We start from the raw sequence: 12,923 nt of genomic DNA, 5'->3' as shown, positions 1-12,923 counted from the left end.
AATACGATCTCCCTACTCTTATAGTTATTTGGCGTCTGCGCGCTCTTGTTCTTGCAGAAGTTCTTCCGGCAGTCTACCCGCCCGACGAGTGCCCTCTGGCAAGGCATGGGGGTCAAGCACCCCTTTAGGCAAGTAAGCCAACTCACGCAGCGGCGTCACCATTGGGTCAGAATGCATGACGCTGTAGGGCAGACGACCCAACGCCACGTTATCGTAGTTCAGTTCGTGGCGATCGTAGGTTGACAACTCATACTCTTCAGTCATGGATAGACAATTGGTGGGACAAAACTCGACACAATTGCCACAAAAAATGCAAACTCCGAAGTCAATGCTGTAGTGATTCAGCTTCTTCTTCTTCGTTTCTTTATTGAATTCCCAATCCACAACCGGCAAGTTAATGGGGCAAACGCGGACACAAACTTCGCAGGCGATGCACTTATCAAACTCAAAGTGAATGCGGCCGCGAAAGCGTTCCGACGGAATTAATTTCTCGTAGGGATACTGCACTGTAATCGGGCGGCGCTGCATGTGATCGAAGGTAACAGACAATCCTTGACCAATATATTTGGCAGCTTGAACCGCCTCTTTAGTGTAATCACCGACTTGTTTGAGGAACTTCAGCATAGTGTTCTCGTGAGAAGTCAAGTTCAGCAAGCGAGGGGAACAGGAAAGGTAAGAAATAAAACTCTTCAGCGTTTAACTTTTCAATACACTATCCACCAAAGGCAACGGGGAAGGCCAGCTTCAATCCAGCCGTAAGCAGCAGATTCACTAGGGAAACTGGGAGTAGGAACTTCCACCCCAAGTTTAGCAACTGGTCAATGCGAACCCGTGGCACTGTCCAGCGCAACAGAATCGCCAGGAAAATCATTAGGTAGGCTTTGAACAGGGTCATGACGATACCCAAGCTACCTGTGATGACCTGTAGCCAGGGAGTGGCTTCGCTAACGCCCAAGGCATTAGCAACCCAGCCAACTGGAATTGGCGACTCCCAACCGCCCAGATAAAGCACCGCAATTAGCAAACAGGAGAGCACCAAGTTGGCGTAGGAACCCGCATAGAACAGCATGAAACGGACAGCGCTGTACTCAGTTTGATAGCCAGCTACCAGTTCTTCTTCAGCTTCGGGCAGGTCAAAGGGCATGCGCTCACATTCAGCTAAGGCTGCGATCCAAAAGATCAAAAACCCAACTGGCTGTCGCCAAACGTTCCAGCCCAAGATGCCATAGCCTGACTGTTGACCCACAATGTCGATCGTGCTCAGCGAGTTGGACATCATGACAACTGCCAACACCGACAGCGCCAGTGGAATCTCGTAGCTAATCGATTGCGCCGCCGCCCGCAGCCCGCCTAACAGAGAGTACTTATTATTAGAGGCATAGCCTGCCATCAGCAAGCCGATCGGAGCCACACTGGACAGGGCAATCCACAGAAACACGCCGACATTAATATCGGTAATAACGAGGTTTTGCCCAAACGGAACAATGAGATAAGACAAAAAGACCGGGACGAAAACGAGAATGGGAGCCAGGATAAACAACCAGGGATCGGTTTTAGCTGGCAACACATTTTCTTTGAACAACAGTTTGATCACATCAGCCGCTGGAACCAGCATCCCAAAGGGGCCCATAAACTCTGGGCCAATGCGCTGCTGAGCCGCTGCCGAAATTTTTCGTTCAAGCCATGTTGAAACTAATGCTAAGACTGTGACAGCCGCCACGATGACGACCATGGGCAGGGGTATCCAAACGGCTTTGGCAGCCCCATGAGGCAAACCCAACCCTTCGAGTAGCTGGATGAAACTTCCTTGTAAATCAATTCCTGGACTCATGTTTCCCGCAATAGGCGATCAACTGTGTGAAGATTCTTAGCAGAACCTCCTGCCTTAGTATACCGTTGCCAGGTTTGTTACACGGTGTTGCGACATAGAAGAAGTTCTGGGAATTTGCATAAGCAGTTCTTAATTATGCCACTGCAACGAGAGGAGAGGGGCGATCGCCTAGTTGGTCTGTCTAATAGTGCATTCGGCACACACGCTACACTGAAGGAGGCAAAGCTTAAGTCTAGACAAACTAGCAAGCAGTCAGTCTACCTTACCTATCGGTCTACAGAGAGGTCTGTGCCGTTCCAGTGAACTAGTTTCAGGTAGTTGTGGAGGGTGTGATGCGGCGGGCCTGTTTAATTGTAAATCCGACATCGGGTACTGTCGGAGATGACCCCGTGAACGTGGAGCAGTTGCCGTCGATCGTCTCGGCTCTGCAATCGGGGGGGATTACCACAGACGTGGTTTTAACGGAATCCGGCACTTCTCCAAAAACCTTGGCGCAACGAGCATTGACCCAAGCCTATGATTTGGTAATTGCGGCAGGTGGTGATGGAACCGTGAGCGAAGTGGCCAAAGGCTTGTTACACACCTCCATGCCACTAGGAATTTTACCGATCGGTACGTACAACAACATTGCTCATAGCTTGAACCTTCCCCTCGAGATCATGGATGCCTGCCAAGTCGTGATTCATGGGCAAATTGTGAGCATTGATGTAGGCGTTGCTAATAACCAGCACTATTTTTTTGAGGCGGCAGGGGTTGGGCTGGATGCAGTACTATTTCCGTTGGGTGAAGAAATTAAGGGGGGACGGTGGCAACGGCTCTGGCAAGTGGTTACGTTGACGTTGAACTATCAGCCTAAGCGCATCCGGATGCGATTTGATCGATCGATCGCTGAGGCTCGCTATGTTGCTGATTTGACGACCCACCCCACAAAACGCAGGTTGTGGCAACGCCTTGCTGCAAAACGATACGAGTTGCAGCGCTTAGCGTTATTAGTTGTCATAGCCAATGGGCCATACTATGGCAGTGGATTTACCGTTGCGCCAGATGCTGCACTGAATGATGGATTACTCACCATTAGCGTATTTCGTAACTTCAGCAAATGGGAATTGTTGCGTCATTTCTGGTCAATTAATTTAGGACAACACCACTATAACCCCAAAATTGAAACCTATCGGGTGGCAGAAGTGCGCCTGTCTGCACGGGCAAAACTGCCAGTTCATGTGGATGGACAACCGATCGGCGAATTGCCTGTCACAATGAAAGCGGTCAAGCAAGCACTGCGCGTCATTGTTCCAACCCACCCATCTACGATTGCATCGCTGACCCTAAATTGAAATTGAAAACGTATCAGATCAGGTAAGGGCGATTTGCGAATCGCCCTTACAAGTGGCTTACGCTTTATCGACGATGTCTTTTGCTGTATCTTTGACATCTTCTACAGCATGCATGGCTGCTGCTTCTGCTTGCTTGGCTTGACCTTCGCTCTTGGTTTTCGTGTCGCCAGTTAGATTACCAACGGCTTCTTGGACTTTACCTTCGATGTTTTTGGCAACAGCATTAGCTCGATCTTCAATACTCATATGTTGTCTCCTTTACAAGATTGATGAGCGCGAGAAGGTTTAAATCATTTCGGCTCCATCTTCAGTATGAAGTTGACTTGAGGAATTCACATCTTCCATCAGTATGGTGCTAGATCTCCATCTTGGGACAGAGCCAGTTCGATCGGACTTTGGGTGGGCTTTACAAGCTGACGTAGTGCTTATAGACCCGCATGACTTCACCCACCGATCGCGCCAAGGCCTCGGTGGTTTCGGGTGGTTGCAATGGACGCGACCAGTTGCCCGCATCGGTGAACCCCTTCACTTGCAAGCTGGCAATCACGATCGTCACGGGTTCTGGTTTACCAATCAAAATCAGCTTGACGGACTCGCGATGACGGGCTGATGGCAACACAAAACTAGACTCGTCGGAGTCAAACGACATAAATTGTGGCATGAGATTTTAGACCTCTAGGATATGCAGAGGAAAACCTAGAGACAGCCCCCTTTTGCAAGGAAGCAAGTTGAGACAGACTAGGACTACAATGAGCCTAGCCTCTCGCCTGCTATGCACAGGTTAAGAGGTTAGCTGGTTAGGGATTGGTGGTGCTCTCCCTTTCCAGCGCTTATTCTGCCTCCAGGAATCCGGGCTATCCACCTCTTAAAGCAAGATAGCCTTAACGCTCCACAGTATCAGAGTCCGATCGGTTAATCAAGTCACATTTGTCACAGAAATCATGACGTTTCGCTGGCATCGATCCGACCTTGGAGACAAAACTGTATCACTTCACACAGTCTTAATGCTTCGTGTAGTCCAGCAAACTTAACGAAAGCGGAATACGGATGGTAGGGTGCTAGACGCAAGCTATGACAGTGGCGTGGCGGCAACGCAGAGGTATCAATTCAATATCCGTATGTTCCCCAGAGAGTTTAGCTGGTTTATCTTTTAGCGGTTCGTCACTGCGGTCTCTCTGCGATCGGTGTCGATTGTCCCAATTAGCTTGTCTAGCTTGTCTATAGTGTCCTCTACCTAATAACACGGTTAATCATTCAGAGCTTATGTCGGCATTGCAACCTTCTCAACCAGACAGTCCTTCACTGTCTAATCAGACTGGATTTCTGACGAAAATTGGCGGTTTTGCCGGAAGCGGCTCGGAGATTTCTGCCTATGATGCCACCACTCAGCGATTGTTTGTGATTTCGGGCGGTACAGATCTAGAAATTCTGGATTTGAGCAATCCAACCAACCCCACCCTCGTGGATACGCTGGATATCTCTGAATACGGAGCCGGAGCCAATAGCGTGGCCATTCACAATGGCATTGTAGCCGTAGCGGTAGAAGCCGAGCCTGTCACCGAGGCTGGCAAGGTGGTATTCTTCCGCACCGATGGCACGTTCTTGAATGCAGTGGAAGTCGGGGCTTTGCCCGATATGTTGACCTTTACGCCCGATGGTAGCAAGGTTCTCGTTGCCAATGAAGGCGAACCCAGCGAGGACTATACTGTTGACCCGGAAGGCTCGGTTAGCATTATTAATCTGTTTAACGGGGTGGAAAACGCCACCGTCAGCACGGCAGACTTTCGTGCATTTAACGATCGCCAAACGGAACTGCAAGCCAATGGCGTGCGCATTTTGGGACCCAATGCCACCGTGGCGCAAGATGTGGAACCCGAATACATTGCGATTTCAGCAGATGGCAGCACCGCCTATGTGACGCTGCAAGAAAACAATGCCGTTGCTGTTGTGGATATTGCTACCAGCACCGTCACGGCTATTCAACCCTTGGGCTACAAAGACTACACTCAGGGCAATAATCGCTTGGATGCCAGCGATGCTGATGGGGAAATTAACATCCGCAATCAGCCAGTGTTTGGCATGTATCAGCCGGATGCGATCGCCACATTCACCGCAGGCGGGCAAACTTACTACATCACTGCCAATGAGGGCGATGCGCGGATTCGTCCAACGGGAGATGAGGAAGTGCCCGGTCAGGCAGAAGGCGATCTCTTCAACGAAGAAGTGCGTTTCAGCGATCTTCCCCTCGACCCGACGGCTTTTCCCAATGCGGCTGAACTGCAAGCCGATGAAAATTTGGGACGGCTGATTGTCACTAGCACCATGGGCGATACCGATGGCGATGGTGATTTCGATCAAGTATTCACCTATGGTGGGCGATCGTTCTCGATTCGTGATGCGGCGGGCAACTTGGTCTACGACAGCGGCGATGACTTTGAGCAAATTACGGCGGCTACGCTTCCCGATAACTTCAACTCGGATAACGATGAGAATACCTTCGATACCCGCAGCGACAACAAAGGTCCAGAACCGGAAGGCGTGGTCACGGCGCGAATTAACGATCGCACCTATGCCTTTGTCGGGCTGGAGCGTGTCGGCGGCATTATGGTGTACGAGGTGACAAATCCCGATCGACCGGTGTTTGTGCAATACATCAACACCCGTGACTTTAGCGGCGATGCTGAAGAGATTCAGGGCGATTCCGGACCCGAAGGCTTGACCTTTATCTCGGCGGAAGATAGCCCCAACGGAACGCCGCTGCTGGTGGTCAATTATGAAGTCAGCAATACTACCGCCATTTTTGAGGTGAATCCCCCCGTGCGCATCAGTGATATTCAAGGTGCGGCCCACGTCTCGCCGCTGGTGGGTCAAGACGTGACAGACGTACCCGGCGTTGTCACTGCTGTAGATAGCAACGGCTTCTATTTGCAAGACCCCAACCCTGACGACAACGACGCCACTTCTGAGGGGATCTTCGTGTTTACAGGGAATTCCCCGACGGTACAAGTGGGCGATGCGGTGCAAGTCAGCGGCACGGTCAGCGAGTTTCAGCCGGGCGGCGAGTCTACCCGCAATCTGTCGATTACGCAGATCAGCGGTGATATCAGCGTAGAAGTGCTGTCCAGCGGCAATCCCCTGCCCACTGCCACGATTATTGGCGCAGAAGGACGCACTCCACCCACCGAAATCATCAACAATGATGCGACGGCCCCCACTCCCGAAGGGCTGAACAATAGCCCCTTTGACCCCGACGAAGACGGCATTGATTTCTACGAAAGTTTGGAAGGAATGCGCGTTACGGTTCGGGATGCTGTGGCCGTTAGCCCCACGAATCAGTTTGGCGAAATTTTCACCTTGGCTGATAATGGCGAAAACGCTACCGGCGTTAGCGATCGCGGCACGATTAACATTAGCCCCAACGACTTCAACCCAGAGCGAGTTCAAGTACAGTTTGATGATGATCTGTTGCCTGGGTTTGAGCAAACTGTGAACGTGGGTGCTCGACTGGGGGATGTCACAGGCGTTGTCGGCTATAGTTTTGGTAACTACGAAGTCAACGTTACCGAACCTTTCACTCCCAGCGATTCCACCCTTCAGCCGGAAGTTTCCGCCCTGCGAGGCACAGATACGCAACTGACGATCGCTAGCTACAATGTTCTCAATTTAGATCCCAAAATTGAAGATCCGGCCCTGACTGAAGGCGGTGAAAACGATGTAGATGACGATATTGGCAGTGGGCAGTTTGACGCGATCGCCGCTCACATTGTTAATAACCTCAACTCGCCGGATATTGTGGCCTTGCAAGAGATCCAGGATAACGACGGAGCCGAAATCAGCGCTGTCACCTCGGCTAGCGAAACCCTGGAACAGTTAATTGATCGCATCGAAGCCATCAGCGGCATTCGCTATGCCTACATCGACAATCCGTTCATTGGCAACGGCACCAGCGGTGGTCAACCCGGCGGCAACATTCGCAATGCTTTCCTGTACAATCCCGATCGCGTTAGCTTCGTGGAAGGCTCGTTGCGCACCGTCACCGATCCAGCCGATCAGCAAACCAATGAGAATAATCCCTTCTTCGGGAGTCGGTTGCCCCTCGCGGCTACCTTCACCTTTAATGGTGAAGACGTAACGGTGGTCAACAATCACTTCTCGTCTAAAGGCGGCAGTGCTCCGTTGTTTGGGCAACTTCAACCCGCTGACCAATTGCAGGAAAATCCAGCGGTGAACAGCGATGTAGATGTGCGTCGGGCCCAAGCGCGATCAGTCAGAAGCTTTGTCGATGGCATCACCGCCGAGAATCCCGATGCAAATGTGGTTGTAGCCGGAGATTTGAACGAATTCGAGTTCATCTCGCCGCTAACTATCCTAGAGCGTAGTCTGACCAACCTCACCAACACGCTGCCCGAAAATGAGCGCTATAGTTACATTTTCCAGGGCAATTCCCAGTCGCTCGATCATATTTTGGTGAGTAATAACCTGGCCGATCGCAGCGAATTTGATGCGGTGCACGTCAATGCAGAATTCTCCAATCAAGCTAGCGATCATGATCCGTTACTGGTGCGGATCACGCTGAATGGAGATAGCGATGATGCGTTGCTCAACAATCTCACCACCAGAACTGCAACCACTCAATCGTCACAGGTGGCAACAATCGATCGCGGTGCTGGAACTGCTATGGCTGAGCCTGTCACTGGTGTTACGAATGCGGCTACGTTTAGTGCGGGAATCAATTTATTGCAACCCAGTGATACGCCGCTAACATCGGGATTGACCTCACCGATTGCCGCTGGCGCCGCTAACGGAAGCTAGCTTAAACATCAATAAACTTCAGCACTTACCGGGGGAATTTCTCCCGGTTTTTCATTGGCAGAACCCGCTCAGGTCATGCTCAACTCGAAAGCAATCAACCTGTAACTTCTAAGTTAGTAAGGAAACCCACCACTTTACGCCTGATGAACTATTAATTTAATTGGTATGTCGCATTACTCCTGAAGTGAGCACTGACCTGTTAATAGTAAAATTACAACCATTCAATTCTTTTTAAAATCAGCGTTGTATTTATATCGGTTTGATTAGAACTATCGAATTTAGCTAAAGCAGACAGGAGAGGGACTATGAAGTGGCAAATGGGGCGTCGCAGTCGCAATGTTCGAGATTTGCGGGGGCGGGGCGGTGGTGGCCGTGCGGTCGCGGTAGGTGGTGGCATTGGTACGATCGTGCTGGCACTGCTGGTGATGCTGCTGGGCGGCGACCCATCGATCGTCCTGGATCAAGTTAGTTCTGGTCCCAATTCCTATCCAACGCAAACCGAAATCTCTCCCCAACATCAGGAAATGGCTGAAATGACCTCGGTTGTGCTGGCAGATACCGAGGATACGTGGAATACTATCTTCCGACAGCAGCTTGGAGAAAATTATCAAGAGCCAACGCTGACCTTGTTTTCCGGAGCGGTGCAGTCGGCCTGCGGCTATGCTCAGGCCGCGATGGGCCCGTTCTATTGTCCCCGCGATCAGTCAATTTATATTGATTTGAGTTTCTTTGAAGATCTAAAACGTCGGCATGGTGCTCCTGGAGAGTTTGCCCGTGCTTATGTAGTGGCCCATGAGGTGGGGCATCACGTGCAAAATCAACTGGGCATTTCTAGACAGGTGCAAGCTATGCAGCAGCGGGTCAGACAAGAGCAAGCCAATCAGCTTTCGGTGCGGTTAGAGTTACAGGCCGATTGTTTAGCGGGCGTTTGGGCTTATCACGGCGATCGATCGGGGCAAAATATCTCGCTAGAACCTGGTGATATCGAACAAGCGCTCAATGCGGCCAGCGCCATTGGTGACGATCGGTTGCAGCGAGAGGCTCGAGGATACGTAGTGCCAGAATCATTTACCCACGGCACCTCAGCACAACGGGTGCGGTGGTTTAAGCGCGGCATTCAAACTGGCGACATCAATCAGTGCGATACGTTTAACACCACTAGCCTCTAGCTAAGTCGGGGAGTATAAGTTACCCCAAAGAAGTTGACCCGGCCCGACCCTTTCTGCACTGCAAGCTCCATGCCCTCATACATAAGGGCGGTGTGAAAACCGCCCCTAATGAGAATTAACACGATCAATTCGTCACGCCCGATCGCATCAGGATGTCATTAGCGATCGACCGATCCCATAATGATATCAATGCTGCCCAAAATTGCCACAATATCTGCTACCTTTACCCCTCGAAGCACATGCGGCAGAATTTGTAGGTTGTTGAAATCTGCTGCTCGAATTTTGAATCGCCATGGGAAGACATTATCATCCCCAATGATATAAATTCCCAGTTCGCCTTTGCCGCTTTCAATGCGTACATAGTTTTCGCCCTTAGGAATCTTAAATGTCGGCGCTACTTTCTTGCCAATGAATTGATAGTCAGGGCTTTTTACCCACTCAGATTTAGGGCCTTCAGCAATCCGCTTGGCTTCCAAATTCTCGTAGGAACCACCCGGCAGCCCTTTTAATGCCTGACGAATAATTTTGACTGATTCGCGCATTTCCCGAATTCGCACCAGATAACGCGCAAAGCAATCCCCTGCGGTTTCCCACTGCACTTCCCAATCAAAATCGTCGTAGCACTCATAGTGATCGACCTTGCGCAGATCCCACTTCACCCCAGAGCCACGCAGCATCGGTCCTGACAAGCCCCAGTTCAACGCTTCATCGCGAGTGATTGTCCCTACCCCTTCAATACGGCGACGAAAGATAGGATTGTTGGTGATCAACTTTTCATACTCATCGACTTTGGGCAAGAAGTAATCGCAAAAATCTTCGCACTTATCAACCCAACCGTAGGGTAAGTCAACAGCCACGCCGCCAACTCGCCAGTAGTTATTATTGACCATGCGATAGCCCGTTGCCGCTTCCCAGAGATCATAGATGAGTTCACGCTCTCGGAAGATGTAGAAGAAGGGCGTTTGTGCGCCCACGTCTGCCAAGAAGGGGCCAAGCCACAGCAAATGATTAGCAATGCGGTTAAGTTCAAGCATAATGACGCGGATGTAGCTAGCCCGCTTGGGTACGACTACATCTGCCAGTTTTTCAACCGCATTTACCACCACCGCTTCATTGAACATACCAGCCGCGTAGTCCCATCGACTGGTGTAGGGCACGTACATAATGGGGGTGCGGTTTTCGGCAATTTTTTCCATGCCCCGGTGCAAATAGCCAATGACTGGCTCGCAGTCCACGACATCTTCCCCGTCCAACGTGACAATGAGGCGCAACACCCCATGCATCGAGGGATGGTGAGGGCCCATGTTAATCACCATTGGCTCGGTTTTGGTTTCGATCATTGTCATAGGTTTGTTGTCTCCCCTTGCGATCGCATCGGCTAGTTGTGATAGCACTGGCTTGAGTGGAACCAGTCAACAGTCAATAGTCTTCTTACTTGAGTCTTCTCATCCAACGCCTGAGCAGAGTGGTTTGCCCACCAGCTTAGAAAACCGGTAAGGGCTAAGCCGTCTGAGCGTCTATTCACCTTTCTTAATTATAAGGATCGATCGCGAGAAAAATAGGAACAACGTGACCTACCTGGATTGTTCTTCGGAATAGCACCCATAAGGAAAGCGAGTTGAACCAGCACTGACCCGAAAACAGAATAGGAAAAGGGGGATTGGAGAGGTAGCGGCAACGAGGGCGATCGTTTTAGCAACATTTGTAGAAGTTAAGCAATAATGGATCTCGATGTGAGCCTTTGCAGGGCCAGTTCACCAACGGTGCGCTGATCACGATTGGGACTTATTTTTGAGACTGTAGAAGCAATATGTTAGATACGTTAGAAATGAAGCGCGAGCTTGACGTGTTGTCTGACCGCCTGGGTAAAACCCAGGACTATCTTTGACCTGCCTGCCCTCACTGCCAAGATTGAAGATCTAGAACAACTAGCGGCTCAACCAGAATTTTGGAACGATCAAGCGAGTGCTCAGCGTATCTTGCAAGAATTGAACGATCTGAAATCTCATATGCAGCAGCTAGAGCGCTGGCAGACCAGTATTGGCGACACAAAAGCCATCCTGGAGTTGCTGGAGTTAGAAATGGATGAAGCACTTCTCCAGGAGGCTCAATCTAACATTACCCACCTGAGTCGTGAACTTGATCAATGGGAATTACAGCAGCTATTGTCTGGACCATATGATGCCGAAAATGCTGTTTTGACAATTAACGCTGGGGCGGGTGGAACCGATGCTCAAGATTGGGCCGAGATGCTGCTGAGAATGTATCAGCGCTGGAGTGAGTCGCACGGCTACAAGGTTAGGCTGACTGAACTTTCGGAAGGCGACGAAGCGGGCATCAAGTCAGCTACGCTGGAAATAGAAGGGCGTTATGCCTATGGGTATCTCAAGTCTGAGAAGGGTACCCATCGTCTGGTGCGTATTTCTCCATTCAATGCTAATGGTAAACGTCAGACAAGCTTTGCGGGTGTGGAAGTGATGCCTGTTCTAGACCAGTCGATCGACTTAGACATTCCTGAAAAAGATTTAGAGGTGACTACATCGCGATCGGGCGGCAAAGGTGGGCAGAATGTCAACAAAGTTGAAACAGCGGTGCAGGTGAAGCACATTCCAACAGGGATTGCGGTGCGTTGTACAGAAGAACGATCGCAACTGCAAAACAAAGAAAAGGCCATGGCCCGGCTTAAGGCCAAGCTGTTAGTAATTGCTCAAGAACAACGCGCTAAGGAAATCGCCGATATTCGAGGTGATATGGTAGAAGCTGCTTGGGGGAATCAAATTCGCAACTATGTGTTCCATCCCTACCAACTGGTCAAAGACTTGCGCACAGGTCAAGAAACAACGGCGATCGAGGATGTGATGAATGGCGCGATTGATCCGTTTATTGAAAGCTGCTTGCGTCAAGAAAATCAGTTAGTTGAGGCTGGACAAGTGTAGAACTCCAAGAGCGAGTAGGACGGTTGGATGTGGAATTAGGGTGTCTGGCGTTGGTTGCCCATTTATCTGGTGGCTCTTCCTAAAGGTAGAAATCCGCGACGAACTAGAAACATATCTTCCGAAATCCCGGATGGGGGCATAGAAAACTCAGGATCAACCCTATACACTCAGCGTTAGAGTCAATTGGCGCTGTTCATTCAAGCGTCTGAGCGCTGATCAAGGTATCAGTGTGTGATTGGGGTGTGTAGACTTTAAAAATATGAAACAATTTGCTGTAATAGGTTTAGCGATCGTGGCTGCAATGATAGGGGTGAGTGCGGAACGCACCATAGCCCAAACCGCTGCACCCGCGATCGAGCTTGAGTCACCCAATGCGGATGTTCCCCATTTAGGAGTAGATGGTGTATTTACTCTCGATACTTCGGTGCCCTCATCGCTTCACGATCCTCGCAATCCGGCCCGAGTTGAATTTTATCAAATGGAGCAGTTTTCTTTTTACCGCGATTTGCAAGGTGAAGAACCGATCGCTGAGAACTGCCAATATACTTATCGTGGGGCGGCTCCTGACCCGTTCTATTATCCTCAGTTTCAAACTTCGATCTGGGATTTGTTTGAGTTAACATCCACTGATCCAGCCTGTAGCGGATTTCAATATGTGATTTTGCGTTCCCCACATGGTGAACCTATCCACATGCACATGCGTTATGGTGGCGAAGGTACTGACTTTGAAAGCTTGCTGAATATGAGTACGGGTGAGGCAGATACAACGCGGCTCGATCCGTGGTGGAGTCTTTATTGTGCCGAAGGAGTTACTGCCTGTGATGTGTAATGCGTGTCATGC

The 12,923-nt window shown here is 50.4% G+C and carries 10 protein-coding genes; 5 read left to right on the top strand and 5 right to left on the bottom strand.

The annotated features are described in order from the left end of the window. Positions 1-24: 24 nt before the first annotated feature. On the bottom strand, positions 25-621 hold the full coding sequence (gene ndhI, locus OXH18_RS14295; RefSeq protein ID WP_268613187.1) for an NAD(P)H-quinone oxidoreductase subunit I: 597 nt from the start codon (positions 619-621) through the stop codon (positions 25-27). A gap of 91 nt (positions 622-712) precedes the next feature. Then, positions 713-1,831, bottom strand: coding sequence for an NADH-quinone oxidoreductase subunit NuoH (nuoH, locus tag OXH18_RS14290; RefSeq protein WP_268607770.1), 1,119 nt, complete (start codon positions 1,829-1,831; stop codon positions 713-715). A 332-nt stretch (positions 1,832-2,163) separates the two neighbouring features. Between nuoH and OXH18_RS14285 the strand changes: the two genes are divergently transcribed. Beyond that, on the top strand, positions 2,164-3,165 hold the full coding sequence (locus tag OXH18_RS14285) for a diacylglycerol/lipid kinase family protein (protein WP_268607769.1): 1,002 nt from the start codon (positions 2,164-2,166) through the stop codon (positions 3,163-3,165). 57 nt (positions 3,166-3,222) lie between these two features. Here OXH18_RS14285 and OXH18_RS14280 read toward each other — a convergent pair whose 3' ends face one another. Together OXH18_RS14280 and OXH18_RS14275 are read right to left on the bottom strand one after the other, a co-directional pair. Next, the gene (locus tag OXH18_RS14280; RefSeq protein ID WP_268607768.1) at positions 3,223-3,411 is read right to left on the bottom strand and encodes a CsbD family protein; all 189 of its coding nucleotides are present in this window, start codon (positions 3,409-3,411) and stop codon (positions 3,223-3,225) included. Positions 3,412-3,571: 160 nt separating this feature from the next. Next, positions 3,572-3,826, bottom strand: coding sequence for a hypothetical protein (locus tag OXH18_RS14275; protein WP_268607767.1), 255 nt, complete (start codon positions 3,824-3,826; stop codon positions 3,572-3,574). A gap of 602 nt (positions 3,827-4,428) precedes the next feature. On the opposite strand from OXH18_RS14275, the gene OXH18_RS14270 reads away from it, so the two are divergent. Then, complete coding sequence (locus tag OXH18_RS14270) at positions 4,429-7,977, top strand: choice-of-anchor I family protein (protein WP_268607766.1); 3,549 nt, start codon at positions 4,429-4,431, stop codon at positions 7,975-7,977. 305 nt (positions 7,978-8,282) lie between these two features. Then, the gene (gene ypfJ / locus OXH18_RS14265) at positions 8,283-9,146 is read left to right on the top strand and encodes a KPN_02809 family neutral zinc metallopeptidase (RefSeq protein ID WP_268607765.1); all 864 of its coding nucleotides are present in this window, start codon (positions 8,283-8,285) and stop codon (positions 9,144-9,146) included. A gap of 158 nt (positions 9,147-9,304) precedes the next feature. Here the strand turns inward: ypfJ and OXH18_RS14260 are convergent, their stop codons facing one another. After that, positions 9,305-10,492 carry an NAD(P)H-quinone oxidoreductase subunit H gene (locus tag OXH18_RS14260; protein ID WP_268607764.1) on the bottom strand — a complete coding sequence of 396 codons (1,188 nt, stop codon included), beginning with the start codon at positions 10,490-10,492 and terminating at the stop codon, positions 9,305-9,307. Positions 10,493-10,956: 464 nt separating this feature from the next. Between OXH18_RS14260 and prfB the strand changes: the two genes are divergently transcribed. Together prfB and OXH18_RS14250 are read left to right on the top strand one after the other, a co-directional pair. Then, a protein-coding gene (prfB, locus tag OXH18_RS14255; protein WP_268607763.1) for a peptide chain release factor 2 occupies positions 10,957-12,082 on the top strand; the annotation gives its coding sequence in 2 pieces (ribosomal slippage) (positions 10,957-11,031 and positions 11,033-12,082; 1,125 coding nt in all). Between the two features lie 259 nt (positions 12,083-12,341). After that, a complete protein-coding gene (locus OXH18_RS14250; protein ID WP_268607762.1) occupies positions 12,342-12,911 on the top strand; it encodes a hypothetical protein in 570 nt (189 codons plus the stop codon). Positions 12,912-12,923: the final 12 nt, after the last annotated feature.

This window comes from Thermocoleostomius sinensis A174 (assembly GCF_026802175.1).
In the GTDB taxonomy this organism is placed as follows: domain Bacteria; phylum Cyanobacteriota; class Cyanobacteriia; order Elainellales; family Elainellaceae; genus Thermocoleostomius; species Thermocoleostomius sinensis.
Note: the sequence above shows the minus strand (reverse complement) of the source record. Positions and strands in the feature narration are given on the sequence as shown.

Bases quoted from the DNA above. Each gene is read 5' to 3' on its own strand.
- nuoH (WP_268607770.1), bottom strand. From the start codon at position 1,831: ATGAGTCCAGGAATTGATTTACAAGGAAGTTTCATCCAGCTACTCGAA.
- OXH18_RS14285 (WP_268607769.1), top strand. From the start codon at position 2,164: ATGCGGCGGGCCTGTTTAATTGTAAATCCGACATCGGGTACTGTCGGA.
- OXH18_RS14280 (WP_268607768.1), bottom strand. From the start codon at position 3,411: ATGAGTATTGAAGATCGAGCTAATGCTGTTGCCAAAAACATCGAAGGT.
- OXH18_RS14275 (WP_268607767.1), bottom strand. From the start codon at position 3,826: ATGCCACAATTTATGTCGTTTGACTCCGACGAGTCTAGTTTTGTGTTG.
- OXH18_RS14270 (WP_268607766.1), top strand. From the start codon at position 4,429: ATGTCGGCATTGCAACCTTCTCAACCAGACAGTCCTTCACTGTCTAAT.
- ypfJ (WP_268607765.1), top strand. From the start codon at position 8,283: ATGAAGTGGCAAATGGGGCGTCGCAGTCGCAATGTTCGAGATTTGCGG.
- OXH18_RS14260 (WP_268607764.1), bottom strand. From the start codon at position 10,492: ATGACAATGATCGAAACCAAAACCGAGCCAATGGTGATTAACATGGGC.
- OXH18_RS14250 (WP_268607762.1), top strand. From the start codon at position 12,342: ATGAAACAATTTGCTGTAATAGGTTTAGCGATCGTGGCTGCAATGATA.